At 40.0% G+C, this 26,945-nt stretch carries 28 protein-coding genes; 14 read left to right on the forward strand and 14 right to left on the reverse strand.

The annotated features are described in order from the left end of the window. Positions 1 to 3: 3 nt before the first annotated feature. Positions 4 to 333 carry a hypothetical protein gene (locus ACKTS5_RS01685; protein WP_408042094.1) on the reverse strand — a complete coding sequence of 110 codons (330 nt, stop codon included), beginning with the start codon at positions 331 to 333 and terminating at the stop codon, positions 4 to 6. An 84-nt stretch (positions 334 to 417) separates the two neighbouring features. Continuing rightward, entirely contained in the window at positions 418 to 1,407 is a 990-nt protein-coding gene (locus tag ACKTS5_RS01690; protein ID WP_408042095.1) for an AAA family ATPase, read from the reverse strand. Positions 1,408 to 1,636: 229 nt separating this feature from the next. On the opposite strand from ACKTS5_RS01690, the gene ACKTS5_RS01695 reads away from it, so the two are divergent. After that, positions 1,637 to 4,237: a TonB-dependent receptor gene (locus ACKTS5_RS01695; RefSeq protein WP_408042096.1), complete on the forward strand. Its 2,601-nt coding sequence runs from the start codon at positions 1,637 to 1,639 to the stop codon at positions 4,235 to 4,237. A gap of 65 nt (positions 4,238 to 4,302) precedes the next feature. On the opposite strand, the gene ACKTS5_RS01700 is transcribed toward ACKTS5_RS01695, so the two are convergent. Beyond that, entirely contained in the window at positions 4,303 to 5,064 is a 762-nt protein-coding gene (locus tag ACKTS5_RS01700; RefSeq protein WP_408042097.1) for a UDP-2,3-diacylglucosamine diphosphatase, read from the reverse strand. A 93-nt stretch (positions 5,065 to 5,157) separates the two neighbouring features. On the opposite strand from ACKTS5_RS01700, the gene ACKTS5_RS01705 reads away from it, so the two are divergent. After that, on the forward strand, positions 5,158 to 5,604 hold the full coding sequence (locus ACKTS5_RS01705; protein WP_408042098.1) for a nucleoside deaminase: 447 nt from the start codon (positions 5,158 to 5,160) through the stop codon (positions 5,602 to 5,604). On the opposite strand, the gene ACKTS5_RS01710 is transcribed toward ACKTS5_RS01705, so the two are convergent. Then, entirely contained in the window at positions 5,601 to 6,095 is a 495-nt protein-coding gene (locus tag ACKTS5_RS01710; RefSeq protein WP_408042099.1) for a methylated-DNA--[protein]-cysteine S-methyltransferase, read from the reverse strand. The genes ACKTS5_RS01705 and ACKTS5_RS01710 overlap by 4 nt on opposite strands. Further along, positions 6,088 to 6,852: a TatD family hydrolase gene (locus ACKTS5_RS01715; protein ID WP_408042100.1), complete on the reverse strand. Its 765-nt coding sequence runs from the start codon at positions 6,850 to 6,852 to the stop codon at positions 6,088 to 6,090. The genes ACKTS5_RS01710 and ACKTS5_RS01715 overlap by 8 nt, the downstream gene beginning before the upstream one ends. Positions 6,853 to 6,893: 41 nt before the next feature. On the opposite strand from ACKTS5_RS01715, the gene ACKTS5_RS01720 reads away from it, so the two are divergent. Beyond that, positions 6,894 to 7,367 (forward strand): retropepsin-like aspartic protease, encoded by a 474-nt coding sequence (locus ACKTS5_RS01720; RefSeq protein WP_408042101.1) that lies wholly within the window; start codon positions 6,894 to 6,896, stop codon positions 7,365 to 7,367. Here ACKTS5_RS01720 and ACKTS5_RS01725 read toward each other — a convergent pair. Continuing rightward, positions 7,364 to 7,828, reverse strand: coding sequence for an Lrp/AsnC family transcriptional regulator (locus ACKTS5_RS01725; protein ID WP_408042102.1), 465 nt, complete (start codon positions 7,826 to 7,828; stop codon positions 7,364 to 7,366). The genes ACKTS5_RS01720 and ACKTS5_RS01725 overlap by 4 nt on opposite strands. A 161-nt stretch (positions 7,829 to 7,989) precedes the next feature. Here ACKTS5_RS01725 and ACKTS5_RS01730 point away from each other — a divergent pair, with 161 nt between their 5' ends. After that, the gene (locus ACKTS5_RS01730) at positions 7,990 to 9,207 is read left to right on the forward strand and encodes an aminotransferase class I/II-fold pyridoxal phosphate-dependent enzyme (RefSeq protein WP_408042103.1); all 1,218 of its coding nucleotides are present in this window, start codon (positions 7,990 to 7,992) and stop codon (positions 9,205 to 9,207) included. Between the two features lie 53 nt (positions 9,208 to 9,260). Here ACKTS5_RS01730 and ACKTS5_RS01735 read toward each other — a convergent pair whose 3' ends face one another. After that, the gene (locus ACKTS5_RS01735) at positions 9,261 to 10,280 is read right to left on the reverse strand and encodes a metal-dependent hydrolase (RefSeq protein WP_408042104.1); all 1,020 of its coding nucleotides are present in this window, start codon (positions 10,278 to 10,280) and stop codon (positions 9,261 to 9,263) included. 80 nt (positions 10,281 to 10,360) lie between these two features. Here ACKTS5_RS01735 and nhaC point away from each other — a divergent pair, with 80 nt between their 5' ends. Then, positions 10,361 to 11,845 (forward strand): Na+/H+ antiporter NhaC, encoded by a 1,485-nt coding sequence (nhaC, locus tag ACKTS5_RS01740; protein ID WP_408042105.1) that lies wholly within the window; start codon positions 10,361 to 10,363, stop codon positions 11,843 to 11,845. Between the two features lie 34 nt (positions 11,846 to 11,879). Here the strand turns inward: nhaC and ACKTS5_RS01745 are convergent, their stop codons facing one another. Genes ACKTS5_RS01745 through ACKTS5_RS01755 form a run of 3 tightly spaced genes read right to left on the reverse strand, consistent with a single transcriptional unit; the run spans position 11,880 to position 13,488 of the window. Next, the gene (locus ACKTS5_RS01745; RefSeq protein ID WP_408042106.1) at positions 11,880 to 12,590 is read right to left on the reverse strand and encodes an AAA family ATPase; all 711 of its coding nucleotides are present in this window, start codon (positions 12,588 to 12,590) and stop codon (positions 11,880 to 11,882) included. 2 nt (positions 12,591 to 12,592) lie between these two features. Then, positions 12,593 to 13,198, reverse strand: a complete 606-nt coding sequence (locus ACKTS5_RS01750) for a MarR family winged helix-turn-helix transcriptional regulator (RefSeq protein ID WP_408042107.1) — start codon at positions 13,196 to 13,198, stop codon at positions 12,593 to 12,595. A gap of 56 nt (positions 13,199 to 13,254) precedes the next feature. Continuing rightward, positions 13,255 to 13,488, reverse strand: a complete 234-nt coding sequence (locus tag ACKTS5_RS01755; RefSeq protein WP_408042108.1) for a thioredoxin family protein — start codon at positions 13,486 to 13,488, stop codon at positions 13,255 to 13,257. Between the two features lie 93 nt (positions 13,489 to 13,581). On the opposite strand from ACKTS5_RS01755, the gene ACKTS5_RS01760 reads away from it, so the two are divergent. The 3 genes from ACKTS5_RS01760 (at position 13,582) to bioA (ending at position 16,662) form a co-directional block, all read left to right on the forward strand. After that, positions 13,582 to 14,724 carry an aminotransferase class I/II-fold pyridoxal phosphate-dependent enzyme gene (locus ACKTS5_RS01760; RefSeq protein ID WP_408042109.1) on the forward strand — a complete coding sequence of 381 codons (1,143 nt, stop codon included), beginning with the start codon at positions 13,582 to 13,584 and terminating at the stop codon, positions 14,722 to 14,724. 64 nt (positions 14,725 to 14,788) lie between these two features. Next, the gene (gene bioD, locus ACKTS5_RS01765) at positions 14,789 to 15,400 is read left to right on the forward strand and encodes a dethiobiotin synthase (protein ID WP_408042110.1); all 612 of its coding nucleotides are present in this window, start codon (positions 14,789 to 14,791) and stop codon (positions 15,398 to 15,400) included. Continuing rightward, entirely contained in the window at positions 15,397 to 16,662 is a 1,266-nt protein-coding gene (gene bioA, locus ACKTS5_RS01770; protein WP_408042111.1) for an adenosylmethionine--8-amino-7-oxononanoate transaminase, read from the forward strand. The genes bioD and bioA overlap by 4 nt, the downstream gene beginning before the upstream one ends. 45 nt (positions 16,663 to 16,707) lie before the next feature. Here bioA and ACKTS5_RS01775 read toward each other — a convergent pair whose 3' ends face one another. Further along, positions 16,708 to 17,145, reverse strand: coding sequence for a cytochrome c oxidase assembly factor Coa1 family protein (locus tag ACKTS5_RS01775; protein ID WP_408042112.1), 438 nt, complete (start codon positions 17,143 to 17,145; stop codon positions 16,708 to 16,710). Positions 17,146 to 17,267: 122 nt separating this feature from the next. Between ACKTS5_RS01775 and ACKTS5_RS01780 the strand changes: the two genes are divergently transcribed. From ACKTS5_RS01780 to ACKTS5_RS01790, 3 genes are all read left to right on the forward strand, one after another. Continuing rightward, positions 17,268 to 18,422, forward strand: a complete 1,155-nt coding sequence (locus tag ACKTS5_RS01780) for a beta-ketoacyl synthase N-terminal-like domain-containing protein (protein WP_408042113.1) — start codon at positions 17,268 to 17,270, stop codon at positions 18,420 to 18,422. Between the two features lie 64 nt (positions 18,423 to 18,486). Further along, positions 18,487 to 19,587 (forward strand): biotin synthase BioB, encoded by a 1,101-nt coding sequence (gene bioB, locus ACKTS5_RS01785; protein WP_408042114.1) that lies wholly within the window; start codon positions 18,487 to 18,489, stop codon positions 19,585 to 19,587. A 120-nt stretch (positions 19,588 to 19,707) separates the two neighbouring features. Then, a complete protein-coding gene (locus ACKTS5_RS01790) occupies positions 19,708 to 20,580 on the forward strand; it encodes a cupin-like domain-containing protein (protein WP_408042115.1) in 873 nt (290 codons plus the stop codon). A gap of 46 nt (positions 20,581 to 20,626) precedes the next feature. Here ACKTS5_RS01790 and ACKTS5_RS01795 read toward each other — a convergent pair whose 3' ends face one another. Continuing rightward, positions 20,627 to 21,235, reverse strand: a complete 609-nt coding sequence (locus tag ACKTS5_RS01795) for a superoxide dismutase (RefSeq protein WP_408042116.1) — start codon at positions 21,233 to 21,235, stop codon at positions 20,627 to 20,629. A 123-nt stretch (positions 21,236 to 21,358) separates the two neighbouring features. Continuing rightward, on the reverse strand, positions 21,359 to 22,393 hold the full coding sequence (fbp, locus tag ACKTS5_RS01800) for a class 1 fructose-bisphosphatase (RefSeq protein ID WP_408042117.1): 1,035 nt from the start codon (positions 22,391 to 22,393) through the stop codon (positions 21,359 to 21,361). Between the two features lie 158 nt (positions 22,394 to 22,551). Between fbp and ACKTS5_RS01805 the strand changes: the two genes are divergently transcribed. From ACKTS5_RS01805 to ACKTS5_RS01815, 3 genes are read left to right on the forward strand one after another with little or no spacing between them, the layout of a single operon-like run. After that, positions 22,552 to 23,037: a GNAT family N-acetyltransferase gene (locus ACKTS5_RS01805; protein ID WP_408042118.1), complete on the forward strand. Its 486-nt coding sequence runs from the start codon at positions 22,552 to 22,554 to the stop codon at positions 23,035 to 23,037. After that, positions 23,037 to 24,305, forward strand: coding sequence for an aspartate kinase (locus ACKTS5_RS01810; protein ID WP_408042119.1), 1,269 nt, complete (start codon positions 23,037 to 23,039; stop codon positions 24,303 to 24,305). Before ACKTS5_RS01805 ends, ACKTS5_RS01810 begins: the two co-directional genes overlap by 1 nt. A 41-nt stretch (positions 24,306 to 24,346) precedes the next feature. Continuing rightward, positions 24,347 to 26,170: a GNAT family N-acyltransferase gene (locus ACKTS5_RS01815; RefSeq protein WP_408042120.1), complete on the forward strand. Its 1,824-nt coding sequence runs from the start codon at positions 24,347 to 24,349 to the stop codon at positions 26,168 to 26,170. A gap of 70 nt (positions 26,171 to 26,240) precedes the next feature. Here the strand turns inward: ACKTS5_RS01815 and ACKTS5_RS01820 are convergent, their stop codons facing one another. Beyond that, a complete protein-coding gene (locus tag ACKTS5_RS01820; protein ID WP_408042121.1) occupies positions 26,241 to 26,873 on the reverse strand; it encodes a cation transporter in 633 nt (210 codons plus the stop codon). Between the last annotated feature and the right edge of the window lie 72 nt (positions 26,874 to 26,945).

Here is a 26,945-nt window from a genome sequence, read left to right on the forward strand (position 1 = left end):
TAATTAGTTCAACCAATTTTCAGGCAATGGAGGCAACTCGACTTCGCGCATTTCTGATGATTTCTCAATAGAAAAAATAGGAGCCTCTTTGATTGCTAAATCTACATTGTTCTTTTTGGCTATGTCTTTGATTACCTCACTGATACTTCGCTTCTGAGCGAGTACTAGGCTGTTCATGATGACGTTTGATTCGGTTTGTAAATCAAAGCAGTCTACGTGATACGCCGGTTGATTGTTGTGGTAAACAATAGCCTCTGTTCTCGTTTTCTGGGTTAATTCTAAAATTTCTTTTGTTCCTGTTAATGTTTTGTACGTTGTTAATTTGAATGTCATCTCTATTAAGATTAATTTAAGGGGGTTAAAAATTAGTTCTTTAGTAGAGTGCGGTTAGCTGTAATATTTCAATATTTCAAAAGGCTAGGGGACTTGCACTTCGTTTATGATCGTATTAATCACATCGATAGACGTGATGTTTTCTGCTTCTGCTTCATAGGTAATTCCAATACGGTGTCGGAGCACATCGTATACAACTGCTCGAACATCTTCTGGAATTACATAGCCGCGTCGCTTAATAAATGCATAACATTTGGCCGCTTTAGCTAAGGCAATACTTCCACGTGGAGAAGAACCAAAACTAATAAACGGTTGAATCTTCGCTAAATTGTAATTTTCAGGATAACGCGTTGCGAAGATGATGTCGAGAATGTACTTCTCAATTTTTTCATCCATATAAACTTCACCTACTGCCTGACGCGCTTTGATAATTTGCTCAATTGAAACTACTGGGTTCACTTTGGCAAATCCTCCGTTTAAATTTTGACGTAAGATGAGTTGCTCATCTTCCAATTTAGGATAATCGATTACGGTTTTCAACATAAAACGGTCAACCTGTGCTTCTGGTAAAGGATAGGTTCCTTCCTGCTCAACAGGGTTTTGCGTTGCCATTACTAAGAAAGGTTCGTCTAGCTTAAAAGTTTCATCACCAATAGTGATTTGACGCTCTTGCATGGCTTCTAACAAGGCCGATTGTACCTTGGCAGGAGCACGGTTAATCTCATCTGCAAGTACGAAATTAGCAAAAATGGGTCCTTTCTTAATAGAAAAGTCGTTCTCTTTTACATTGTAGATCATCGTTCCAACAACGTCTGCCGGTAATAAATCCGGCGTAAATTGAACTCGGCTAAAACTTCCTTGAACTGCTTTTGACAAGGTGTTGATCGCAAGGGTTTTTGCTAACCCTGGAACCCCTTCTAACAAGATATGCCCATTTCCTAATAAACCGATAAGCAATCGTTCAATCATGTATTTCTGACCTACAATTACTTTGTTCATTTCAGAAGTTAATAAGTCGACGAAAGCGCTTTCACGCTCGATCTTTTCATTAATAGCTCTTACATCTACATCCATAATAAGTGGTAATTTAAGTGTCGCTTTTTAGTGAAACAAAGCTACAATAATAACACTTTAACATTTGTTAAAGTATGGTTAAACCTAAAAACTGAATTTGAGTAAAGAAAAAATAAAAAATTATGAAATTTTAAGAGTATATAATGAAATTTTATGTCTTTTATTATTGATTCGTTAATTGTAGAATACGATGTTTATAGAACAAACTTTTTATTAATAACTCTTGATTATGAGACAAATGACCAAATTACTGACCTTCTTGGCACTTTGGTGTTTTGCGTTTGCCGTAGGACAAACCATCCAAGGTAAGGTCACCGATGCCCAAGGAAATGCATTAGCATTGATTGATGTTATCGAAAAAGGAACGACCAATGGTGTAAACACAGATAGCAATGGGGAATTCCGGATAACCTTGAAAAAAATGCCGAGTGTACTCGTGTTTTCTTCTTTGGGGTTTGCAACCATTGAAAAAGAAGTGACCGCTGCAGGTACTGTAAATGTCGTATTACAAGAAGACACTAGTGTCTTGGAAGAGGTAGTACTTACCGGAAACCGCGCAAAGCCGAGAACCATTTTAGATTCGGCAGTGCCTATTGATAATATCGGAGTTCGTGAACTTCAGGCAACAGGACAAACAAATATTGATCAAATGTTGACCTATACGGTACCGTCGTACAATTCTACCAATCAAACAATTTCTGATGCAACAGCCCATTTTGATCCAGCCGATTTAAGAGGTCTTGGACCGAGTAGAACCTTGGTGCTGATTAACGGGAAACGAAAAAATCAAAGTGCACTTGTGTACGTGAATGATACTCCAGGTAAAGGTGAGGTAGGAACAGATATGAAAAGTATTCCAACTGCAGCTATTGAACGCGTCGAAATTTTGCGTGATGGAGCTTCTGCACAATACGGTTCGGATGCCGTAGCTGGTGTGGTGAATATTATTTTGAAGAAGAATATCGATTTTACCCAAGTGAATGTGAATTCTGGAATTACCTCTCGTGGTGATGGGTTTAATGCAGATGCGGACGTAAACCATACCTTGAGCTTCGGCGATGGAGGTTTTTTAAATGCAACTGTTGGATTGAGCTATCAAGGATATACCAACAGAGCAGGGTCTCCTGGAAGAGATGATCTGTTCGGGGTAAACAATCAGTGGACTAAAATCAACCCAAGCTTGGGAATGATCGTTGGTCAGCCAGAAATGAAAAAAGGAGATGTGTATCTCAATGCAGAGTATCCCTTGAATGAAAATACGACGCTCTACGCTTTCGGAGGATTTAACCTGCGCAAAGGAAAGAGCTTTGCCTTGTACCGTCCACCGTATTGGATAACCACCGATTTTGGGTTGTTGACGCCTCAAGGAGCTACCTATAATGGATTTCAACCTACTTTTGAAACAGATATCAAGGACTTGTTGTTTACAGCAGGTGCGAAGTTTAAGTTAGGAGAGTTCAATGCCGACCTATCTGCAAATTACGGTGGGAACTCTGTTGATTATACCATTGGAAATACGATTAACCCGAGTTTAGGTGCGAGTAGCCCAACGAGTTTTGATGCAGGAGCCTATGCGTTTAGCAATTTCATCGGGAATTTTGATATTAACAGATCCTTCGGTGATCTTACGCTCGGAATGGGAGTAGAAGCACGTCAGGAGCGTTTTGAAGTTACTGCAGGACAAGAAGAGTCGTATGTAAATGGAGGAGCACAATCGTTCCCCGGATTACAACCTTCTAATGCACTCAATGAAACCCGAACCAATGTGGGGGTGTATGCAACTGCAGATTGGGATATTACCAAAGATTTCTTGTTAGGGGGAGCTGTGCGTTATGAAAATTATTCAGATTTCGGAGGGAATACCTCTTGGAAAGTGAATTCGAGGTATAAAATTGGTGAAGCTGGAGTATTGCGTGCCTCGTATAGTACTGGATTTAGAGCCCCTTCATTACATCAGGTATACTTGAGTAATGTGCAAACCTTGGTTTCAGGAGGAACAATCTCTAATCAAGGAACCTTTAATAATGTGAGTCCAGTAATTCAAGATTTAGGAGTTGCTCCACTCTTTGCGGAGACTTCAAAGAATATTTCTGCTGGAATTACAGTGAAAGGAAGCCGTAATTTTTCAGTTTCGTTAGATTACTACCAAGTGCGTGTAGATGACCGCGTATTGTTTACAGGTGAAATTACCGGAGTAGATGATAACGGCGTACCCAATGCAGCAGTTCAACAGATCTTAACAGCAAACAATGTAACTAGTATCAAGTTTTTTATCAATGCTGTGAATACGGTAACCAGAGGTTTTGACTTGACTATGCGTTTAAAGAACTTAAAAGTAGGTGCCGGGAAACTCGGGATCAACGGAGCATTAAACGTGAATAGAACAACTTTAGAAGGAGACGTAAAGACACCTGAAAAGTTAAGTGGCTATAAAAACAAGATTTTTAATAGAAAAGAACAATCGAGAATTGTAAGTGCTCGTCCAAACATGAAGTTTTTGTTTGGAGCGAATTACAAGGTAGGGAAGTTTTCTGCCAATGTAAACAATACCTATTTCGGAGAGGTTACTTGGCAGCACGCTGCTGACTCGTTTAGAGATCAAACATTCCAAGGGAAAATTGTTACAGACTTGTCGTTTGGTTACGACATTACCAATGCGATCTCTTTTAGAGCACAAATAAATAATTTGTTCGACGTGTTCCCAGATGAAATTGATCCTAAAGGAGATCCGGTAACGAATCTCGGAGGGCGATTTAGATATCCTTGGGAAGTAAACCAATTCGGTTTTAACGGAACATCATTTAAAGCAGGACTTACGTTTAAATTTTAAACATTAAATAGTCTTTAAGTTACTAAAAGCGTGGAAGGGATCTCTAAATGGGGTCCCTTTTGTTTTTAGTAATTGCGCAGGTGCAGCGTGTCTTTTTCAAAAACTCCATAGGTGTAGTACTTTACCCAATCACCGATGTTTATGTACTTACTACGGTTAGGAAGGTCGATGTCTAAAGGAAGATGGCGGTGGCCAAAAATAAAGTAATCGTAATGTTGGGTTTCTAATTTACGCTTACAATACTGGACTAACCATTCGTTGTCTTCTCCTAAAAAAGTAGCGTCGTCATCACCGGAAATCAGTTTGTTCTTTACCGACATATACTGTCCTAATCGCACTCCTACATCAGGATGTAGCCATCGGAACATCCATTGAAATAACGGAAAAGTAAAAACTTTTTTCATGCGTTTATATCCTTTGTCATGAGGTCCTAGCCCGTCGCCATGACCTATAAAAAGTAACTTTTCATTGAGTTTAAAAACCTGGGTTTGGTGATATACCGGAATCTGCAACTCCTTTTCAAAATAATCATTCATCCACAAATCGTGATTGCCCACAAAAAAGTAGATCGGTATCCCGCTGTCTTTGATTTCGGCAAGCTTCCCTAAAACGCGCACAAATCCTTTGGGAACTACGGTTTTGTATTCAAACCAAAAATCGAATAAATCACCGAGTAAAAAGATGGCTGCGGCATCGTGTTTTACTTCGTCGAGCCATTGAACAAATTTTTTCTCACGAGGGAAGCTAGCGGCTGCTGTAGGAGCTCCCAAGTGCTGGTCTGAGGCGAAGTATACTTTTTTATCGTCGGGTACTGCTATTGAAATCAATGTCTTTTTTTTACAAAAATAAGTAATTTGCTCAGAGGGGAGGCAGTTTAATTTTAGTTACTTTTGTAAGAGATTTATTTAAAAGCAATGCGTATGACTCCCTATGATGATACCTATTTTATGAAAAAAGCACTCCAAGAGGCACAAATGGCCTTTGATAAAGGAGAGGTGCCTGTAGGAGCGGTCATTGTGCACAAACAACAAATTATTGCCAGAGCACATAATTTAACCGAAACCCTAAATGATGTAACTGCACATGCTGAAATGCAAGCCTATACCGCAGCAGCTGATTTTATAGGAGGGAAATACCTTCGAGATTGCACCCTATACGTAACTTTAGAGCCTTGCCAGATGTGTGCTGGTGCTAGTTATTGGACTCAGATTGGGAAAATAGTATACGGTGCCAGTGAACCCAAATTGGGATTTAGCAAGTTGCAGACCAAAATTCATCCAAAAACGAAAGTTGTGGCTGGAATACTAGAAGAGGAATGCGGTTTTTTATTGAAGAAGTTCTTTATAGAAAAACGCAATTTAAACTAAAATAAGGTCTGTTGTTTACAGCCACTCTCGTGCTCTAACAACCACTTTTTACGCCATACACCGCCTGCGTAGCCCGTTAGTGATCCGTCACTACCTACCACGCGATGACAGGGAACAAGTATCCACAAAGGATTTTTTCCGTTAGCACTCGCAACTGCCCGTATAGCCTTGACATCACCCAGCTCTTTTGCTTGGTTTAAATAGGTAGTAGTTTTACCGTGTGGTATCTGAGTGAGCGATTGCCATACCCGTTGTTGAAACGCTGTGCCTTGCGGACGAAGTAGGAGGTCAAAATCCGTTCGTTGTCCTGAAAAATACTCTTGCAATTGTCGTGCACAATCCACCAGTGGCTGAGGGATAAACAAATCACTCAAGTCGGTGAACGCAACTTCCGTGTCCAAAACGCTTACCGCCTGAATACCGTCAATATTTCCTGTAATTTGAGCGGCTCCAATCGGAGTGTCTACGTATATGTCTATAACATTAGACACCGAAAACTGATTTTGAGTTTTCAGTGGTAATCGTAGCAATTTCCTCGAAGCTTTTGTTGTAAATACCTACCAGCTTATCGATGACATTGGTAATATAACTGCTTTCATTGCGCTTGCCTCTGAACGGAGTCGGGGCCAGGTAAGGAGCATCGGTTTCCAATACGATATGTTCGAGAGGGATTTCGTTTAGAAACTTGTCAATTTTTCCATTTTTAAAAGTAGCAACTCCGCCAATTCCTAATTTCATATTGTAAGAAATAGCTTGTTTCGCCTGGGTAAGTGTTCCAGTAAAACAGTGGAAGATTCCGTGTAAATCCGGACCTTTTTCTTCTTCGAGAATCTCGAAAATCTCATCAAAGGCTTCTCTACAGTGAATAACGATGGGTAATTTCATTTCTTTTGCCCAGCGAATTTGCGTTCTAAAAGCCTCTTGTTGTTGTTTTAGGTACTGTTGGTCCCAGTACAAGTCGATACCGATTTCACCAATCGCATAGAAGTTGCGTTGCGATAACCAGGTTTTAACGTGCTCCAATTCTTCTAAGAAGTTTTCCTTCACCGAAGTGGGGTGCAAACCCATCATTAAATATACGTCTTCCGGAAATTCTTGCTCCAAGCTGAGCATACGGTCGGTATAACTGCTGTCAATGGCAGGAATAAAGAACCTAGAAACTCCTGCTTCTTTAGCGCGATGTATCATGCTAGCTCTGTCGTCGTCAAACTGTTCCGAGTATAAGTGTGTATGGGTATCCGTTATCATAAGTTTTTGTGTCGTATCTTTGCAGCGCAAAAGTACGAGAAATGGCAAGTTTGAAAAAAGTATTAAAGAAAAAGAAATACCTAAAGGTTAAATTAAAGAAAATAGCCACGAATCACCTCGAGTTAAAAGCTAAAATTAACGGAGTGAAGGGGCGCTTTATTCTCGATACTGGTGCGTCCATTTCTTGTGTGGGGATCGATCAAATTTCATATTTTAATCTCATTACTGAAGACAGTGATCTAAAAGCAGCGGGGGCTGGAGCTATTGATATGCTTACCAAACGCTCTTCTTCTAACGAAATTCAACTAGGGAAGTGGAAAATAGATTCCTGCGATTTGGTACTGTTGGATCTCGGTCATATCAATACGGTACTCAAGCAAAGTGAAGCCAAAGAGGTTCATGGAATTATTGGTGCTGATTTATTGGAAAGCGGCAAGGCATTTATCGATTACGGAGAAAAATGCCTCTACCTAAAAAAAGTCAAAAGGAAAAAACTGAAAAAATTACCGTTCTAACTCAGGACCGGAATTTCACTGGAGTTTTTGACCTCCCCAATGGTAAAAACACTGTGGGTACTACCGATGTGTTTGAGTCCAGTAACTACATTGACCATAAATTCTCGATAGGCATCCATGTCAGCAACGTATATTTTTAATACGTAATCATACTCTCCGCTCACGTGAAAACACTCAGTGACCTCTGACAGTTCGTTGATTTCTTTTTCGAATTCAGCAATGCATTCTTTCGTGTGTTTTTCGAGTTTAATATGACAAAAAACCATGAGTGATTTGGCAACTTTATTTTTGTTTATTAAAGCTGTATATTGTTTGATAACTCCTTCTTTTTCCAGTTTTTTTACCCGTTCGTAAATGGCTGTTACCGATAAGTTGAGTTGAAGTGAAAGGCTTTTGGTGGTTTGCTTACTGTCTTGTTGCAGTAGAGTGATCAGTTTTTTGTCGGTCGTGTCTAGTGTCATGGTAAATTCGCAATGGAGCTAATGTTTATAGAGTTTTTTTTGGTTTAATTCGTTTTTTTAGGTTAAAAATAGAAAAATTATCTATATTTATTTGTTGTGGTTGATTTTTTATCAATAAAATTGCTATTTGTGTGTGATTTTAACAACTAAAGAATTCAGCCATGAAGTTTAAACCAGCAAATCGCATTCAAGACTTGCAATATTTTGGAGAATTTGGAGGTGTCAACCCTTCAATTTCAGATTCGTCTACCTATACTTTTTTAGAAGCAAAAACCATGTTCGATACTTTTGAAGGAAATACGGATGGATGTTATTTGTATTCACGTCATACGTCACCTTCTAATTTGTATTTAGGAGAGGCTTTAGCCGCCATGGAAGGAACGGAAACGGCTCATGTTACCGCTTCGGGTATGGGCGCCATTACACCGACTATTTTACAGTTGTGTGGTGCTGGTGATCACGTGGTTTCAAGCAGAACTATTTACGGTGGAACCTATGCGTTTTTAAAGAATTTTACACCGCGAATGAATATTCAGACTTCTTTTGTTGATATCACTAAATTGGAGCAGGTAGAAGCCGCAATCAATGAATGTACTAAAATTATTTATTGTGAATCGGTAAGCAATCCGCTATTGGAGGTTGCCGATATAAAAGGTTTGGCCGCCCTGGCAAGGAAGTATAAACTGACTTTGGTAGTTGACAATACGTTTTCACCCTTGTCTATTTCGCCCGCTCAATTAGGAGCCGATGTGGTGATTCATAGTTTAACTAAGTTTATTAACGGTAGTTCTGATACCATGGGAGGTGTTGTTTGTGGAACTGCTGATTTTATTACGGCTCAGAAAAGTGTTATTGATGGAGCGAGCATGTTATTGGGGGCTTCTATGGATTCCTTGCGTTCTGCATCGATAATGAAAAATATGAGAACGCTGCATATTCGAGTAAAACAGCACAGTAAGAATGCGATGTATTTGGCCAGCCAATTTGAAAACGATGGGATTAAAACAGTGTACCCAGGTTTGGCTTCACATCCTTCACATGAAATTTTTAGTGAGATGATGAATGAAGAGTACGGCTATGGAGGTATGCTGACCATAGATGCTGGGTCACTAGAAAAGGCAAATGAATTGATGGAGTTAATGCAAGAGCGAAACCTCGGGTATTTGGCAGTGAGTTTAGGGTTTTACAAAACGCTCTTTTCAGCACCGGGAACCTCGACCTCTTCTGAAATACCTGAAGAAGAACAAAAGGAAATGGGATTGACAGATGGCCTTATTCGCTTTTCTATAGGTCTTGACAACGATATTGAACGAACCTATCAAATGATGAAGGATTGCATGATCGAAGTAGGGGTACTTCAGGAAAGCACCACCATGTAAGAATTGATTATTTTATAGAAGTGAAAATCCCGCTATCAGTGGGATTTTTTGTGTTATTTACCAAAGATGCGTTGGACAAATTTCTTACCATCTAATTGTGATGGATCTTTGTAGTCCGATTCGATATCCCAGCGTCCGTCAGTTTTAAAAAGTTTAAATTGGAATATAGAACTATTGGGGTCTTCTGGATTGAGTAAAGGGTATCGCAAATCTGTATAGGTAAGCGTATCTTTCGAAGGTTTGGCATGAATAGCGTAATAATCATTACTAAACCAGCGTAGTGTTTGTATTTCCGGGCTGTCTAAATCGACTATGGCCCTAGCCTTGGGTAGCCTTAGCAGGGTGTCTACTTCCTTTTTAGTGTCGAGTAAGGAGTAAAATCCAACGACGTAGCTACTGTCGGTTTCGGCAATTCCGTACCAGAGAAGATTGTTTAAGAGCGTAGGCTGCGCCGTAAAACGTTTATAAGAAACTTCTTCTTTGTCAAATGATTTTTGAAAAATGGAATCGATGTAGTTCTTGTTAACTAAGGTGAGTACTAGGTACCCCGTGCTGAGGTAAATACCGGTCTGGGTCCACCACAGTCGTCCCTTACGCTGCCTTTTGTAAAACATAGCAACTAGTAAACAGATTAAAAAAGGCAAGGTGTATAAGGGGTCCACGACGGAAATAGTATTGAAAGCGACGCGATAATCACTAAAAGGTAAAAAGAGTTGTGTTCCGTATGGGGTAAAACTGTCTAAAATTGGATGGGTAAAGATGGATAAGAAGAAGAGCCAAATCCAATCTTTTTGAGTGGTTGTTCCAATTCGTTCCTTGCGGTTGTAGGCTCTAAACGTGAGCATTCCAATAACAAAGGCTCCGAGAACAGCAAATACGACAGAGTGCATAATACCTCTGTGGAAGGCGAGAGCATCAATTTCATTTCCGAACAAAAGTTTACCGAGAATGACGTCTAAATCTGGGATGGTACCTCCTATTGCGCCGAAGAGCATGGCTTTGTTTCCTATCTTTTTTCCGAGTGCGACTTCGCCACAAGCAGCACCTAAAACAATTTGTGTTAATGAATCCATAGTAAACAAATGTAGTGAACTGATTCTATTTGTGTAATTCTTTACAAAGTTGTAACATTACACATCAAAAAACAACACCCATGCAAGACGATAAAAATTTATCGAAAATTACGATCGAAGATCAACAGATCGTAGACAACAATCAGTTAAATATTTTTGAAGCACTTTTTCCTGTAATTGCCTTAATTTTAATGCTCGCATTCAATGTTTTTGTCTTTGGAGACGATGCTTTAAGTGGTAGTAATCAGTTTGTCTTGTTATTGGGAGGTGCCGTTGCAGCGATTGTAGGATTTAAAAATGGTGTTTCGTATAAGACCATGATCGATGAAGTAGCTGAGAATATTAAATCGACGGCCGGAGCTATTTTAATTTTACTAATGGTAGGTTCCTTGGCGGGAACTTGGTTGATAAGTGGAATAATACCATCGATGATCTATTACGGACTGCAAATTCTAAATCCGACCATATTTTTAGTGGCCTGTTTAATTATTTGTGCGGTAATTTCAATTGCTACAGGAAGCTCATGGACGACTGCTGCGACCGTGGGGATTGCTTTAATGGGAATTGGTGAAGCTTTAGGAATTTCGATGGGAATGACGGCCGGAGCCGTATTGTCAGGAGCCTATTTTGGTGATAAAATGTCACCGATGTCTGATACTACGAATTTAGCGCCAGCGATGGCGGGAACCGACTTGTTTACCCATATCAAGTACATGGGATACACAACCATTCCTACTTTTGTCGTTTCACTAGTGTTTTTCTTAATTCTTGGATTTACCCAAACTTCTACTGGAGAGGCCGATACCGCTGCTATGTTAACAGATATTCAGAAAGCCTTTAACGTGACGCCTTGGTTGTTTATCGTTCCTGTATTGGTAATCGTGCTCATCATAAAAAAGACCCCACCGTTAATAGCCTTATTAGCGGGTACCTTGTTAGGTGGAGTTTTTGCTTTGATTTTTCAACCAGGTGTGGTAGCACAAATAGCTGGTGTGGAGGTATTAGATGTAAAAACGGCTTATAAAGGAGTGATGAAAGCCATCACTGTAGAAACTGCAGTTCCTACCGATAATGAGGTCTTAAAAGACTTGTTTACGGCTGGAGGAATGAAGAAAATGCTCAATACTGTTTGGTTGATCTTATTAGCCATGGTGTTTGGTGGTGTTATGGATGCTATTGGAGCATTAGCACGTATCAGTAGTTTTATGCTTAACTTGTTCGATTCTGTTTTCGGATTGTTTGCGAGTACCGTAGCTACTTGTATCGGATTAAACATTACGGCATCAGATCAGTATTTGGCAATTGTTGTACCGGGTAAAATGTATGCCAAAGCTTATGAAGACAAAGGATTGGCTCCTGAAAATTTGAGTAGAACTCTCGAAGATTCAGGAACAGTGACATCCGTGCTTGTACCGTGGAATACTTGTGGTGCTTACCACTCAGGAGTATTGGGAGTACCTGTTGTAGACTATGCCTTTTATGCAATTTTTAACTGGTTGAGTCCATTTATGACCTTGCTCTTTGCAGCGTTTAGAATTAAAATTCGTCAATTGACAACAAAATAAATAGAAAAGGCTGGTGTACTTCACCAGCCTTTTTTTATGAATTTAAACGATTTTTTTCTTGCAGTATGACTGCTTTCTTTACTTGACGGTATCCGTAATCTTTTGCCTCAGCAAATGAAATGTCGTAGCGTCTTGGAAATTTTTTGAGCTGTTCTGGAAACCTACTGAGCAGTTGGTCGTAATAGGTGTCTAAAGTGGCTCGATTTGGAGCTTCGAAATGCAAACGGAGCTGAAAACGCCTTAAAATAGCGGTATCAATGACTTCCGAATAGTTCGTGGCGCAAATTAAAATGACGTCCTCACTTAAATTATCGATAAGCTGCAACAAGCTCGTAACAAGTCGTTTCATTTCGCCTGAATCTTTTTGATCGTAGTTTCGAAGTTTGCCGAGTCCATCAAACTCATCGATAAACAAAATACACGATTCACGGCTGGCTTTTTTAAAGATACTACCGATGTTTTTAGCCGTTTCTCCGAGTTTGGACGAAACGACCTCACTTAAATCGATGCTAAATATTTTCTTTTCAAGTGCTTTTCCCAATGCTTTGGCAGTTGCAGTTTTTCCACAACCACTGGCACCGTAAAACAGCAGTTTATGGCTGACGGGTAATTGGTAGTTGCGCAAGGTTTCTTGAAAGCTAATTTCGTCTAAAAAGTCATCGAGTTGCACTCGATTCGTTTTCGAAAGAGACAGGTCGTCTAAGCTTAAAACGACTTGCTCGGGGCGAGTAGTAAGGTGGTACATGGCTAAGAGGCGGTTTTAGGACTGTGTTCAGGACAGTCAACACGTAATTCAGTAGTTTTTAAATACAATTCTAATAAAGAACAGTAGTGCTTTCCTTCGGTATAGCGGTATTGTGCACAATTGCGACACATGCGTTGTACGGTGATCACGCCATCGGAGTTCAGCCCGTTGATGAGGTGCATTAAACCGTCGAGAATTAGGTCTTGCTGGTCGTTTGATAATTGCTGAATGCTTTTTTCTATGGGATTGGTAAACACCGAACACTGTTGAGCAATAGCAGTGCCGCTAGGACTTAAATCAATCGTATAACTTCGAGTGTCGTTCGGGTCTTTTTCTTTGGTAATCAGTTCTTTTTTAAAGAGTACGCGAATGCTGTCGCTTACGGTAGCTTTCGTCATGTTAAACTCTTTGGCTAAATAACTGACCTTGCGTTGCTCTTTTGGATGATACAACAAAAAGATCAAAAGTTGAATTTGAATAGGGCTGAGCTGGTGTTTTTTGGCTTCTTCCCAAAGGAGTACGCGAAATGTTTCAGAGATGCGCTCTAAGGCGACAATCATCTTACTAGCGAGTTTGTGATCTTGTGTTTTTGGATTAAAAGCCGACATAAACGAAAGTTTTGCTTCACAAAATTAGTAATCCTAACTATGTGAAGCAAAAAAAGTTATGCCTTTAAGTCGGCAATAGCGGCTCCAAAGTTAATGTGGAGTACATTTCCCGTAGGAGTTACTAAGGCGGGAACCGAGGTGATGGCCGCAGCTTCTGCTTCTTGAATTTTTTCGGGCTGCTCACCTAAATGAATAATTTCAACAGCATCTTTTCCGATGAGTTCAACGAGTTCCGCTTCTGCTGTGACGCACACTGGGCATCCTGCGTGGTAAAAAATTGATTTGTTCATAATGTGTATGTTTTGTGGGAACAAATATAGTAAGGAATCCTAACTAAACAAAATTAATACTTGAATTTTCAAAAACTCTCGTACTTTAGCAGTATGGAATTTCCTAAAAAACTACAGCAAAAACTGGATCGTAGAGCCGAAGAGGCAGCTTTGAGAAGCTTGGGGAAAGCACAGCGTGGTGTCGATTTTTCATCGAATGATTATTTGGGCTTTTCGCGGTCAAAAATGCTTTTCACCCGTGCAAATTCCCTGTTGTCTGAGAAAGATTTACACAGTAATGGCGCTACGGGGTCACGCTTACTTTCCGGAAATTACAGCCTGTACAATGAGCTGGAATTGGCGTTAGCTACGCTGCACAACGCAGAAGCAGGACTTTTGTTCAACGCTGGGTATGCCGCTAATACTGGGCTGTTTGCCAGTGTTCCTCAACGAGGAGATGTGGTCTTGTACGACGAGTTTATCCATGCCTCTATTCGCGATGGTGTTCAATTGAGCAACGCTAAGACCTATAAGTTCAAACACAATGATCACGTGAGTTTGGAGCAAAAATTACAGCAGTTTAGCGAGCTTCAGAGTGCGCATGTATACGTGGTTACGGAGTCGGTGTTTTCTATGGATGGTGATCAGCCCGATTTGGAGATGATGGCAAAACTATGTAGTGACTATGGTGCCTACCTAATCGTTGACGAAGCTCATGCTTTGGGAGTTGTCGGCGATCGAGGATTAGGACTGGTACAACAATTAGGACTGGAAAATAAGGTATTTGCCCGAGTAATGACTTTTGGTAAGGCTATGGGATGTCACGGAGCAGTGGTGTTGGGGGCTGAAGCACTGAAATCGTACTTGGTGAATTTCGCCAGAAGTTTTATTTATACTACCGGAATGCCTCCTCACGCCTTGGCGGTTATTTCCGCAGGATACGAACATTTAGTCACTACAGGTGCCGAAGCAAGATTGCGCCTACAAGAAAATATCAAACACTTTTTGAAGGAAAGCAGCCGATTGGGGATCGACTTTATACCGAGTACGAGTGCCATTCAATGTACCGTAATAGGAGGAAATGAGAAGACGAAAGGAGTTGCTAAGTTTTTACAAGATTCAGGATACGATGTAAAGCCGATACTTTCACCGACTGTAGCTGTAGGAAAAGAGCGCTTGCGTTTTTGTTTACACAGTTATAATACGCCCAGAGAAATATCGGATGTTTTAGAGAAGCTCATTACCTTTGCAGTGTGAGTTTAGTCATTAGCATGAGATTCCTCGTGAAGGATTTTGTTGTAAACTCTTAAATTTGAAACCTATGCAAAAAAAATATTTTATCACTGGAATTTCTACAGAAGTAGGGAAAACGGTGGCTTCGGCAATCGTAACTGAAGCGTTACAGGCCGATTATTGGAAGCCAATACAGTCAGGTGATTTGGAAAATTCAGACACGGATAAGGTGAGGCGATTGGTGTCAAACGAGACGTCTGTTTTTCACGATAATTCGTATGCACTACAAACTCCGATGAGCCCACATGCAGCTGCGGCGATTGATGGAGTCCGTATAGAATTGGATAAAATTGTAGCGCCAAATACCGAAAATCACTTGGTGATAGAAGGGGCAGGTGGATTGTTAGTACCTTTAAATGATACCGATACTATCCTCGATTTGATTCAACCGGAGTATAAGGTTATCGTAGTTTCACGACACTATTTAGGGAGTATTAATCATACCTTACTAACGGTAAACTTATTAAAGGCTAAGGGCTTTGATGTGGCCTTATTGTATTCAGGTGACGAGCATCCAACAACGGAGGCTATCATAGAAAAGATGACCGGAGTTTCGGTAATCGGACGTATAGCGGAAGAACCGTATATAGACAGCAATGTAATTCGTGAATACGCAGAATTGTTTAAAGAGCGCTTATGACTTTAAAAGAACGAGATAAAAAACATTTGTGGCATCCCTTAACACAGCATAAGTTACACCCTAACCACATAGCCATCACCAGAGCTAAGGGGGCTGTTTTGTACGATGAAGAAGGGAATTCGTATATCGATGGAATTGCATCGTGGTATACCTGTATGTACGGTCATTGCAACCCGTATATTACGGAAAAGGTGGCAGAGCAAATGCAAACGCTTGATCACGTGGTGTTCGCTGGTTTTACGCACGAACCTGCAGTTCGTTTATCCGAAGCACTTGTGGCTATTTTACCTGAAAATCAAGAAAAGATCTTTTTTTCGGATAATGGGTCGACCTCGGTAGATGTGGCTATAAAAATGGCCTTGCAATACCATTTTAATCAAGGGCAGAAAAGACCCAAGATTCTGGCCTTAGAAGGTGGGTTTCACGGAGATACTTTTGGAGCGATGTCTGTATCAGGATTGTCGGTATACAACGGTCCGTTTGAAGATTTTTTTATTGATGTAGCTCGTGTTCCAGTTCCTACCGCAGAGAATATAGAGGAAGTTGTTGCTTTGATGGAGCAGTTGTTGACTGACAATGAAGTAGCTGCTTTTGTCTATGAACCTTTGGTTCAAGGAGCCGCGGCGATGAAGATGCACGATGCTGCGCTTTTAGAAAGACTGCTGTTGTTAGCAAAGAGCCACGGAGCATTGACGATTGCAGATGAGGTAATGACTGGTTTTGGAAAAACAGGGAAGAATTTCGCTTCCGAGTATTTGACCGTTCAACCCGATATTATGTGTCTGTCTAAATCATTGACAGCAGGATTAGTTCCGATGGCAATTACGAGTTGTTCCTTAGCGGTTTACAACGCGTTTTTAAGCGATGATATGGGAAAGGGGTTTTTTCACGGTCATACCTATTCAGCAAATCCAACGGCCTGTGCCGCGGCATTGGCAGGGATAGAACTATTGCAATCCGAAGAAATCCAACAAAACATCCAACGCATCATTAAATCACATGCTACATTTGATACGAGAATTAAGCAACATCCCAAGGTAAGGCAAACTCGTCAGTTAGGAGTGATTTACGCTTTGGATTTGGAATTGGATATGGAGCGTTATGGAGCAGCGCGCTATCAGCTTTTCAATTATTTTATGGAGCGAGGAGTGTGCTTACGACCTCTCGGAAATACCATTTATATTTTGGCCCCTTTTGTCATTACAGCGGAGGAGTTGAGCAAAGTGTACCAGGTTATCGAAAACGCCTTAGAAATACTATAAAAAAAGCTGCCTTCAGGGCAGCTTTTTTATAACACAAATTACGTTTTAGAGTTGCTCTAAAACCTTCTCTTTTTCAAGTAAGTTAATCACTTGTTGATTTTCTTTAATCAGAATGTAGATTTCCTCATAAATCCAGATTCCGTCATTTTTTATTCCTTTGACTATTAAATACCCTTCGTCCTTACTTCCGTTTACAGGAATTTTAACATCGATTTTTCCATCGTCATTGCTGTAGCTGATATTCCCTTGAGGGAGTCCGTCTTTGGTGACAGGTGTTCCCAAATATTGGGCAACAGCTTCGTTTTTGTTCGCCAATGCTATGGCGTATTCGACCGGTTCAGATTCGGTGAGCATTTTAGACACTCCAAAAAAGGCAGCTCCTATACCGAGTACGAACAAGACAATGATGCTCATACAACCTGTTAAAGGAACAAACCAAAGCCAATTACGGCCAAACCAACTTTTTCTCTGATGTTCTGACATATCATTTTTTATTTATAAGACGATAATTTGTTTAATATGTTACAAATAACAAAATCTAAACTTATAAATACTGTGAGTAGGGAGAATAAGTTTTATTTTTGTCGAAATTTTTTGAAGGTTTGATGAAACATATATCCATAACCTCAATGGCTTCAGTTTCGGCATTAGGAAGTGATTTTGAGGAGATTTGGCAGCGATATACAGATGGAGAACACTATTTACGTGTAAAGGATTTTGAACATTTTAGCGCTTGGGTAGCGGCATTGCCAGCAGCTGACTTACAGCGTATTGAGGCGCTTGCGCAATCAGATGCGAAATACAAAGATCTGGATAAAACCGTATTGTATGCGTTGTATGTGGCACGTAAGGCCATGCGAAATGCAGGTTGGAACGCAGGAGATGATTTTGGTGTAAACATGGGGTCTTCGAGAGGAGCCACAGCATTGTTTGAAAAGTACCACCGAGAATACTTAGCAACCAACACTTCGTCGACGTTGAGTTCTCCAACGACAACTTTAGGGAATATCTCTTCTTGGTTGGCACACGATTTACAAACCAAAGGACCTGAAATATCACATTCTATTACCTGTTCCACAGGATTACATTCCTTGCTTAACGGTGTCGCTTGGCTGCGTTCGGGTATGAGTTCAAAGTTCATGATCGGGGCGAGTGAAGCTTCGTTAACAGGGTTTACTGTAGCGCAAATGCAGGCCTTAAAGGTATATGCACGAAATAGCGATCGCTATCCTTGTAAGGCTTTTGATATGGACAAATCTAGAAATACGATGGTTTTAGGTGAAGGAGCTTCTGTTTGGTGTTTGGAGGCAGGAGAAACTTCGAACGCCCTTGCTGTAATAGAAGGTGTGGGGTATGCTACGGAGGTCTTAAAACACAATATTTCTATTTCTGCGAATGCCGATTGCTTCCAAAGATCGATGAAAATGGCACTGGGAAGCTTGCCGGTGACGGCGGTAGATGCTATTGTGATGCATGCACCTGGAACCCTGAAAGGAGACAGTTCAGAAATCAATGCTATTCAAAAAATATTTGGAAAACACTGTCCTTTTTTAACAACCAACAAATGGAAGCTCGGGCATACTTTTGCCACTTCGGGATTGTTGAGTATGGAGTTGGCAGTGATGATGTTACAGCAGCAACAGGTTATTTCTGTGCCATTCGCAGCAGAGCAGCAGCCTGTAAAAGAGTTGAATAGAGTATTGGTGAATGCCGTAGGTTTTGGAGGGAATGCCGTGTCGGTATTATTGCGTAAAAAGTAAAAAACATATAATATATTATTAGTACTTTTGAATCTTCAAACAACTAACTAATAAACTTGAGTTTATGAGCGATGTAAGAAACGATTGGACAAAAGAAGAAATTTTAGCGATATATAATAAGCCGTTGATGGAGCTGTTACACGAGGCTTCAACAATGCACAGAAAGTACCACGACCCGAATACGGTTCAGGTAAGTACCTTGATATCGATAAAAACGGGAGGATGCTCGGAAGATTGTGGTTATTGTCCGCAAGCAGCACGTTACCACACGGATATTGACGGAAATGATTTGATGACGGTGAACATGGTAAAAGCTCAGGCATTGCGTGCCAGAGAGAGTGGTTCGTCAAGAGTGTGTATGGGAGCTTCATGGAGAAATGTTAAAGATGGTCCTGAATTTGATCAGGTTCTTGAAATGGTTCGTACCATTAATAAATTAGATATGGAGGTATGCTGTACCTTAGGTATGGTTACTGAGAATCAAGCAAAGCGATTAGCAGAAGCAGGATTGTACGCGTATAATCACAATATTGATACTTCGGAAGATTACTACGATGACGTGATCTCAACAAGAGCGTTTAAAGATCGTATAGATACCATTGAAAATGTAAGAAAAACAAACGTTACTGTTTGTTCAGGAGGTATTATTGGAATGGGAGAGAGCTTAGAAGACCGCGCGGGTATGTTAGAGACCTTGACGCGTTTTTCACCACATCCAGAATCGGTGCCAATCAATGCCTTGGTAGCAGTGGAAGGAACTCCGTTAGAAGATCAACCACCGGTGAACATTTTTGAAATGGTACGCATGGTTGCTACTGCCCGTATCGTATTGCCTGAGTCACAGGTGCGCTTATCGGCAGGTAGAACTCAGATGAGTAGAGAAGGACAAGCGATGTGTTTCTATGCAGGGGCCAACTCTATCTTTGCAGGAGATAAGTTATTGACCACGCCAAACCCAGATATTAACGAGGACATGAAAATGTTCGAAGAATTAGGGTTGAATCCACAAAAAGCATTCTACAAACACGAACAACGCGAGTCTGTAGCTGCTGAAGAATCGAAACTTGAGGCATTGGGAGAAAAGCCGAAATGGACACGCCCGGACCACAAGATTGAAAGAAACGAACAAAAGAAAAAAGAAGCGATTGCAATTCGCAGAAAGTAATTCGCATAATACGTATTAAAAAAGGCATTCATAGTACTATGAATGCCTTTTTTTAACAGAGTGAAGGTTAAGAAACTTCGTAACATTTTCTTAACTTTGCTTCTTGAAAAAATTGGAAGTATGGGACTACAATTACAGCAAGTAGATAGAGTTAAAACCATTACTAAGGAAGACTTTATCAAGAATTATTTCAGACCGCAGAAACCTGTGGTTATTGAGCGTTTTATTGAAGACTGGCCAGCATATGAGAAATGGTCTTTAGACTATATGAAAGAAGTTGCTGGAGACAAGACGGTTCCCTTATACGACGATAGGCCAGTAGATTATAAAGACGGTTTTAACGAGCCACACGCCACTATGAAGATGAGTGAGTATGTAGATTTGTTAAAGAAAGAGCCCACGAAATTTAGAATTTTCCTATGGAATGTTTTAAAAGAAGTGCCACAACTTCAAAAGGATTTTAAATTCCCAGATTTTGGATTGAAGTTGATGAAAGGACTGCCCATGTTGTTTTTTGGAGGTAGAGATTCGTATACCTTTATGCATTACGACATAGACTTAGCTAATATTTTTCACTTTCATTTTGAAGGAAAAAAGAAGTGTATTTTATTCGATCAAAAACAGAATAAGTTTTTGTATAAAATCCCACATTCGCTGATTACCAGAGAAGATATCGATTTTAACAATCCTGATTTTGAAAAGTGGCCCGCGCTTAAAAATGCCAAGGGATTTGTAGCAGAATTAGAACACGGTAATGTATTGTATATGCCCGAAGGATGGTGGCACTACATGCGATATATTACTCCTGGTTTTTCTATGAGTTTACGCGCTATAGCACGAAAGCCGAAAAATTTGAGTAAAGCAGTATACAATGTATTTGTCATGAGAACTGTAGATAATATCATGAGGAGAATTCGCGGTCAGAAATGGATTGATTGGAAAAACGAACAAGCCATTGTCAGAACGAATAAAATCAATCAAATACAACCATAAAAAAAAGGACTTCAAACGAAGTCCTTTTTTTTATGGTGCTTACTAATTACTTAGCTTCTGCATATCTTCTTTCAACTTCGTTCCAGTTGATTACACTAAAGAAAGCCTCGATGTAATCTGGACGACGGTTTTGGTAGTTTAAGTAGTATGCGTGCTCCCAAACGTCTAATCCTAAAATTGGAGTTCCTTCACAAGAAACACCTGGCATTAAAGGATTGTCTTGGTTTGGCGTTGAGCAAACTTCAACTTTACCTCCTTTGTGAACACACAACCATGCCCATCCTGAACCAAACTGTGTAGCAGCGGCTTTAGAGAAAGCATCTTTAAACGCCTCGAAAGAACCGAATTCCGCTTCGATAGCGTCTTTTAACTCTCCTGATAAACGACCTTTGTCTTCTGGGTTCATCACAGTCCAGAATAAAGAGTGGTTGTAAAATCCACCTCCGTTATTACGAACAGCCATGTTGTTCATGTCTAAGTTCGTTAAGATATCTTCGATTGATTTATCAGCTAAATCAGTTCCGTCGATAGCTCCGTTCAACTTAGTAGTATATCCGTTGTGGTGCTTGCTATGGTGGATTTCCATAGTTTTAGCATCTATATGTGGTTCCAAAGCGTCGTAAGCATAACCTAATTTTGGTAATTCAAAAGCCATAAGTATTTAAATTTTAAATGGTTAATTTTTTGTTTTTTCCAGGGTAAAGTTACTCTAAAAAAATAAGGCAAACAACCGTTTGCCTTAGGGAATATTTATTTCGCTATAAATAGATATTATCGCTTAGTATTTTGGTTTTTCTTCTGCTGAAAAGTCGGCCATAAATTGTTCCGCTTTTTCTACGAGCTGCTTGCTACCACAATAGAAAGGAACGCGTTGGTGTAACTCAGTCGGTTTGATGTCTAAAATACGAGTAAAACCATCCGAAGCTTTTCCGCCAGCTTGCTCGCAAATAAAGGCCATTGGGTTACATTCGTACAACAAACGCAATTTTCCGTTTGGCGCGATGGCAGTGGCAGGGTAAATATAAACTCCCCCTTTAATCATGTTTCTGTGAAAGTCTGATACCAAAGATCCGATGTAGCGCGCTGTATAGGGTCTGTTGTCTTCTTTGTTCAATTCTTTACAGTGGATTAAGAAGCGTTTCATTCCTTCTTGAAAGTGGGTAAAATACCCTTCACTCACCGAATAGATTTTTCCAATTTCTGGAAACTGCATGTTCGGATGTGATAGGTAAAAGGTACCGATGGCAGGGTTTAAGGTAAATCCGTTAACTCCGTTTCCAGTGGTAAATACCAACATGGTTGAGGTACCATAAGCTACGTAACCCGCAGCAACTTGTTCACTCCCCTTTTGTAAAAAATCTTCTTGTGTAACAGGAGTTCCTACCGGAGAAACTCTGCGATAAATAGAAAAAATGGTTCCTACAGAGACGTTTACATCGATATTTGATGACCCGTCTAAAGGATCCATTAATAACACATATTTATTTTCGTTGGTTTTATTGCGACCTTCAACTACTACATAATCGTCCTCTTCTTCACTGGCAATCCCACATACAATTTCTCTGTTTATCAATGTTTGCTTAAATAAATCATTGGCCAAAACATCGAGTTTTTGTTGGGCTTCTCCCTGGACGTTGATGTCACCAGCGGCTCCAGTAATATCTACCAATCCAGCTTTTCTAATTTCGTGGTTTACTACTTTTGCTGCTAAGCGGATGGAATTTATTAATCGAGATAACTCACCAGAAGAATATTTAAAGGATTTTTGATTGCTGATGATGAATTCACCCAGCGTCATGTGCTTGTTATTCATGATAAATTTTTGTGTTGTACACAAAGATGCCCACTTTTTTCCATATCTACAACGATTTCGTTGTTTAAAATTTTCAACAAAATATCTCGATGTGTTTTAATTTTTAGGTTTATTTTTAGCGGTACGTTTTCAAAGTATCTTTACCAAAAATTACAGACATGAGTTTTCAGATTAGACCAGGAAAAGCAAGCGATGCTCGAGCAATACTCGACTTAATTATTGAGTTGGCAGTCTTTGAGAAGTTGCCGAATGAAGTAGAGCTAACAGAGGCCGATTTGCTTCGCGACGGATTTTCTGACCAGCCCAAGTTTAAGACCTTCGTAGCCGAGGAAGCCGACGGAACCATTATCGGAATGACCTTGTTTTACGAACGCTATTCTACTTGGAAAGGGAAAATTATTCACCTTGAAGATTTGATGGTGACCCAACAGAAAAGAGGGGTAGGAGCCGGAAAAGCGCTGTATACCGCTGTACTTAAGTACGCTTATGAACAGGGTTGTAAACGCGTTTCTTGGGAGGTGTTAGATTGGAATACGAGTGCTATTAATTTTTATAAAAGTACAGGTGCCAATGTCTTAGACGGCTGGCAAGTAGTACAAATGAATGAAAAGAATTTGGTAGAATTTGTAGGTACAGAGAACTAATGAGAGTTTTTAAATTTGGAGGGGCTTCTGTTAAAGATGCCGAAGCTGTAAGAAATGTTGCACGCGTATTGCAACACGAAGGAATCGATAATACATTGGTGGTGATTTCCGCAATGGGGAAAATGACCAACGCTTTTGAACGTTTGATCGCAGCGTATTTGGAAAAATCGGATGATTTTGATGCTGCCTATGGACATATAGAACAGTTTCACTTGCAGATGTTGGAGGAATTGTTTGCAACGGATACCCATGAAGTGTACGCTTCAGTAAATCAATTGTTAGGCAGATTGAACGGATTTATGTCGACCAATACGGAAAGTAATTACAATTATGTATACGATCAGATGGTGGGCTATGGTGAGTTGCTGTCAACAACTATCGTCAGCGCATACCTGGCAGATATAGGGATCCATAACCAGTGGTTGGATGTTCGTACGTGTATCCAAACCGATGCTAATTTTAGGGATGCTAAAGTGGATTGGAAGGCTACGGAAAGGGCTATTCAAGAAACTGTCAAATCCGATCAATTATATATCACTCAAGGTTTTATTGGTAGTTCAGATGTTGAAACGACCACCTCATTGGGTAGGGAAGGTTCTGATTATACTGCAGGAATTTTTGCCTATTGCCTAAACGCTAAAAGTGTAACCATCTGGAAGGATGTTGAAGGAGTGTTAAATGCGGATCCTCGCGTCTTTACAGAAACGCAGCTGTTGAAAAATATTTCCTATGCAGAAGCTGTTGAAATGGCTTTTTACGGAGCATCAGTAATACATCCAAAAACAATTCAACCCCTAGAAAAGAAAGATATTCCGCTCTATGTACGCTCATTTGACGATTTGACCAAAATGGGAACCAAAGTGAGTAAGGGAGTAGAACTCGATCCGTTGGTGGCTTGTTTTATCGTCAAGAAAAATCAAACGCTGATTTCCATTGCTGCGAAGGACTTTTCTTTTATGGTGGAAGACAATATTAGTCACGTGTTTAAAAAACTTCACGACTACAAATTAAAGGTCAACCTCATTCAGAATTCCGCACTGAGTTTTTCCGTTTGTGTAGAGGATAAATTTAATACTTTTGAGGACTTTTCAAAAGAATTGGAAGCCTCGTATGCTATAAAATCGTACAAGGAAGTAACCCTGTATACCATCCGACATTTTAATGATACCGCAATAAACGACATCAAAGCTAGGGGTAGAGCGATTATCAGGCAAATAAATACTGAAACTGCACAACTAGTCATCCAAGAAAAGGTGCAAAGCTCATAAATTTACGCTATATTTGCAGTTATGTCTAACTGCTATCTAATATGGGATTAGTAACACCTAAGGAAATTGCAAAAGCAATAGGCGCTGATAAATTCGGCGTTTTTGGAATGTTTTCGGGCTGGTTGTTGATGAAGATTTTGCGCATTTCTAAAGCAAATGAGGTTTATAACAAGCACAAGCACAAAAAAGATTTAGAGTTTTTAAACGGTTTATTAAACGAATTTCAAATTGAGTTTGAGATTCCGGAAGAAGATTTAAAACGGATTCCGAAAGACGGACCTTTTATCACAATATCAAACCACCCTTTGGGAGGAATTGACGGTATTTTGTTGTTAAAACTCTTAGTGGAGCACCGTGCGGATTATAAAATTATTGCTAATTTTCTATTGCATAGAATAGAACCGCTAAAGCCGTATGTAATGCCGGTAAATCCTTTTGAAAATCACAAGGATGCCAAATCGAGCGTTGCCGGTATTAAAAATGCCTTGTTGCATTTACGCGAAGGTAAACCTTTAGGGATTTTTCCCGCTGGAGAGGTTTCAACCTATCGCGATGGTAAATTAATGGTTGACAAAGAATGGGAAGAAGGAGCGGTACGTCTTATCAAAAAGGCAAAAGTACCCGTGATACCTATCTATTTCCACGCCAAAAACAGTAAACTATTTTATTGGTTGTCACGAATCAGTGATACCATGCGTACAGCAAAGCTACCATCGGAGCTCTTATCACAAAAGAACCGCGTGATTAAAGTACGTATCGGGAAACCGATTTCGGTAAAAGACCAAGACAGTTATAAGGAAATTCCTGATTTTTACCAGTTCTTGAGAACGAAAACCTATATGTTGGCAAATCCTTATGAGAAAACGCCACAGAAGATTCTTTCTTCTCAAAATTTGAAAATTCCTAAAAAAGCCAAGAAAATCAGTTCGCAAAAATCTCCCGATTTGTTTATCAAAGAAGTAGATAAATTGCGCAAGTCTGATGCTCGTTTATTACAGAGTAAAAATTACGAGGTGTTTTTTGCCAACGCAAAGCAGATACCTAACATCCTACACGAGATTGGACGCTTGCGAGAGATTACTTTCCGTGAGGTAGGAGAAGGTACCAACCAACCCTTGGATTTGGATAAATACGACAAGTATTATTACCACATGTTTTTGTGGGACAGTGACAAACAGTGTTTAGCTGGAGCCTATCGTATGGGACTGGGTAAAGAAATTTACAAGAAGTACGGGATCAACGGTTTTTACATCCAAACCTTGTTTAGAATTGAACCGGAACTTCACCCAATGATGGAAGCCTCTGTTGAAATGGGACGTGCTTTTATTATCAAAGAGTACCAACAAAAACCTATGCCTTTATTCCTGTTGTGGAAGGGAATCGTACACGTGACGTTGCGTTACCCTGAGCATAAGTATTTGATTGGTGGGGTGAGTATTAGTAATCAGTTCTCTGAGTTTTCAAAGTCGCTGATGATTGAATTTATGAAGTCGCACTACTACGATCCGTATTTGGCGCAGTACATTCATCCTAAAAAGGAGTTTAAGGTAAAACTCAAGGACAGTGATAAGGACTTCGTATTTGACGAAACTGCTGCCGATTTACAAAAATTTGACAAGATCATCGATGAAATTGAGCCAGGAGCGTTGCGTATTCCGGTATTGATTAAAAAATACGTAAAGCAAAATGCGCGTTTGGTGGCATTCAATGTCGACCCGAAGTTTAACAATGCGGTAGATGGATTGATGTATATCAAAATTGTTGACCTTCCAGAAAGCACGGTAAAACCGGTAATGGAAGAGTTTCAAGCAGAGTTAGAACGCCGAGCTGCAGAAAATGCAAAGCAAGAAAATATAGAACAATAACAAACATTCGTTTGTATAAAAAAAGCTCCATGATTTTCATGGAGCTTTTTAAGTTTATAGGATGATGCTATTAGGCGTCTTTAGTACAGCATACTTCTTCACAACTGTCTACACAAGCAGTTGCTCTGTGTTCTTCAGTTTTGTCTTGACAATCTTTTTTACACGCTTCTTTACAAGCTTGCGCAGTTTTGTCACCGTCTTTGCAACACGCTTCTTTACAGCTGTCTACACAAGCAGTGGCTTTGTGCTCTTTAGATTTGTCTTGGCAGGCCTTTTTACAAGCTTCCTTGCACGCTTCTTTTGATGCTCCTTTTTCACAACAAGCCTTTTCACAGTCACTTTGGCAAGCTGATTTAGCTAAGGCTGATGATTTATATGTTTTTCCATCTGCAATCCCGTCGATAAAGGCGATGATTTCTTTTTTATCCAATTTATTTGCATCGTATTTCACGATAGCTGTGCTGTCTTCAAAAACAACTTTTGCTTCGAGAACACCTTCTTTTTTAGAAAGTTTTGAAGCGATGGTTTTTGCACATCCGATTTCACAAGTCATACCAGAGATCGCAAAATTAGCCTCTTCAACTTTGGCAGCTACTTGTTCTTTTTGAGCAGGTGTTTTAGCCTCGCTCTTCGTTTCGTTTTTACAGCCTACGCTCATCATTCCGATGATACCAGCTACGAGAAGGAATTTTTTTAAATTCATCAAATAAGTTTTTTTGGGTTATTGCAAATTTAGTAATTCGCTTGTGTATTCTAGCAGAAATAACCGATTTTT

It is taken from the genome of Tenacibaculum litopenaei (assembly GCF_964514025.1).
Taxonomy (GTDB): Bacteria; Bacteroidota; Bacteroidia; order Flavobacteriales; family Flavobacteriaceae; genus Polaribacter; species Polaribacter litopenaei.

Excerpts from the sequence above, each read along its gene's own strand:
- ACKTS5_RS01685 (WP_408042094.1), bottom strand. The coding sequence starts at position 333 with ATGACATTCAAATTAACAACGTACAAAACATTAACAGGAACAAAAGAA.
- ACKTS5_RS01690 (WP_408042095.1), bottom strand. The coding sequence starts at position 1,407 with ATGGATGTAGATGTAAGAGCTATTAATGAAAAGATCGAGCGTGAAAGC.
- ACKTS5_RS01695 (WP_408042096.1), top strand. The coding sequence starts at position 1,637 with ATGAGACAAATGACCAAATTACTGACCTTCTTGGCACTTTGGTGTTTT.
- ACKTS5_RS01705 (WP_408042098.1), top strand. The coding sequence starts at position 5,158 with ATGACTCCCTATGATGATACCTATTTTATGAAAAAAGCACTCCAAGAG.
- ACKTS5_RS01715 (WP_408042100.1), bottom strand. The coding sequence starts at position 6,852 with ATGATAACGGATACCCATACACACTTATACTCGGAACAGTTTGACGAC.
- ACKTS5_RS01720 (WP_408042101.1), top strand. The coding sequence starts at position 6,894 with ATGGCAAGTTTGAAAAAAGTATTAAAGAAAAAGAAATACCTAAAGGTT.
- ACKTS5_RS01725 (WP_408042102.1), bottom strand. The coding sequence starts at position 7,828 with ATGACACTAGACACGACCGACAAAAAACTGATCACTCTACTGCAACAA.
- ACKTS5_RS01730 (WP_408042103.1), top strand. The coding sequence starts at position 7,990 with ATGAAGTTTAAACCAGCAAATCGCATTCAAGACTTGCAATATTTTGGA.
- ACKTS5_RS01735 (WP_408042104.1), bottom strand. The coding sequence starts at position 10,280 with ATGGATTCATTAACACAAATTGTTTTAGGTGCTGCTTGTGGCGAAGTC.
- nhaC (WP_408042105.1), top strand. The coding sequence starts at position 10,361 with ATGCAAGACGATAAAAATTTATCGAAAATTACGATCGAAGATCAACAG.
- ACKTS5_RS01745 (WP_408042106.1), bottom strand. The coding sequence starts at position 12,590 with ATGTACCACCTTACTACTCGCCCCGAGCAAGTCGTTTTAAGCTTAGAC.
- ACKTS5_RS01750 (WP_408042107.1), bottom strand. The coding sequence starts at position 13,198 with ATGTCGGCTTTTAATCCAAAAACACAAGATCACAAACTCGCTAGTAAG.
- ACKTS5_RS01755 (WP_408042108.1), bottom strand. The coding sequence starts at position 13,488 with ATGAACAAATCAATTTTTTACCACGCAGGATGCCCAGTGTGCGTCACA.
- ACKTS5_RS01760 (WP_408042109.1), top strand. The coding sequence starts at position 13,582 with ATGGAATTTCCTAAAAAACTACAGCAAAAACTGGATCGTAGAGCCGAA.
- bioD (WP_408042110.1), top strand. The coding sequence starts at position 14,789 with ATGCAAAAAAAATATTTTATCACTGGAATTTCTACAGAAGTAGGGAAA.
- bioA (WP_408042111.1), top strand. The coding sequence starts at position 15,397 with ATGACTTTAAAAGAACGAGATAAAAAACATTTGTGGCATCCCTTAACA.
- ACKTS5_RS01775 (WP_408042112.1), bottom strand. The coding sequence starts at position 17,145 with ATGTCAGAACATCAGAGAAAAAGTTGGTTTGGCCGTAATTGGCTTTGG.
- ACKTS5_RS01780 (WP_408042113.1), top strand. The coding sequence starts at position 17,268 with ATGAAACATATATCCATAACCTCAATGGCTTCAGTTTCGGCATTAGGA.
- bioB (WP_408042114.1), top strand. The coding sequence starts at position 18,487 with ATGAGCGATGTAAGAAACGATTGGACAAAAGAAGAAATTTTAGCGATA.
- ACKTS5_RS01790 (WP_408042115.1), top strand. The coding sequence starts at position 19,708 with ATGGGACTACAATTACAGCAAGTAGATAGAGTTAAAACCATTACTAAG.
- ACKTS5_RS01795 (WP_408042116.1), bottom strand. The coding sequence starts at position 21,235 with ATGGCTTTTGAATTACCAAAATTAGGTTATGCTTACGACGCTTTGGAA.
- fbp (WP_408042117.1), bottom strand. The coding sequence starts at position 22,393 with ATGAATAACAAGCACATGACGCTGGGTGAATTCATCATCAGCAATCAA.
- ACKTS5_RS01805 (WP_408042118.1), top strand. The coding sequence starts at position 22,552 with ATGAGTTTTCAGATTAGACCAGGAAAAGCAAGCGATGCTCGAGCAATA.
- ACKTS5_RS01810 (WP_408042119.1), top strand. The coding sequence starts at position 23,037 with ATGAGAGTTTTTAAATTTGGAGGGGCTTCTGTTAAAGATGCCGAAGCT.
- ACKTS5_RS01815 (WP_408042120.1), top strand. The coding sequence starts at position 24,347 with ATGGGATTAGTAACACCTAAGGAAATTGCAAAAGCAATAGGCGCTGAT.
- ACKTS5_RS01820 (WP_408042121.1), bottom strand. The coding sequence starts at position 26,873 with ATGAATTTAAAAAAATTCCTTCTCGTAGCTGGTATCATCGGAATGATG.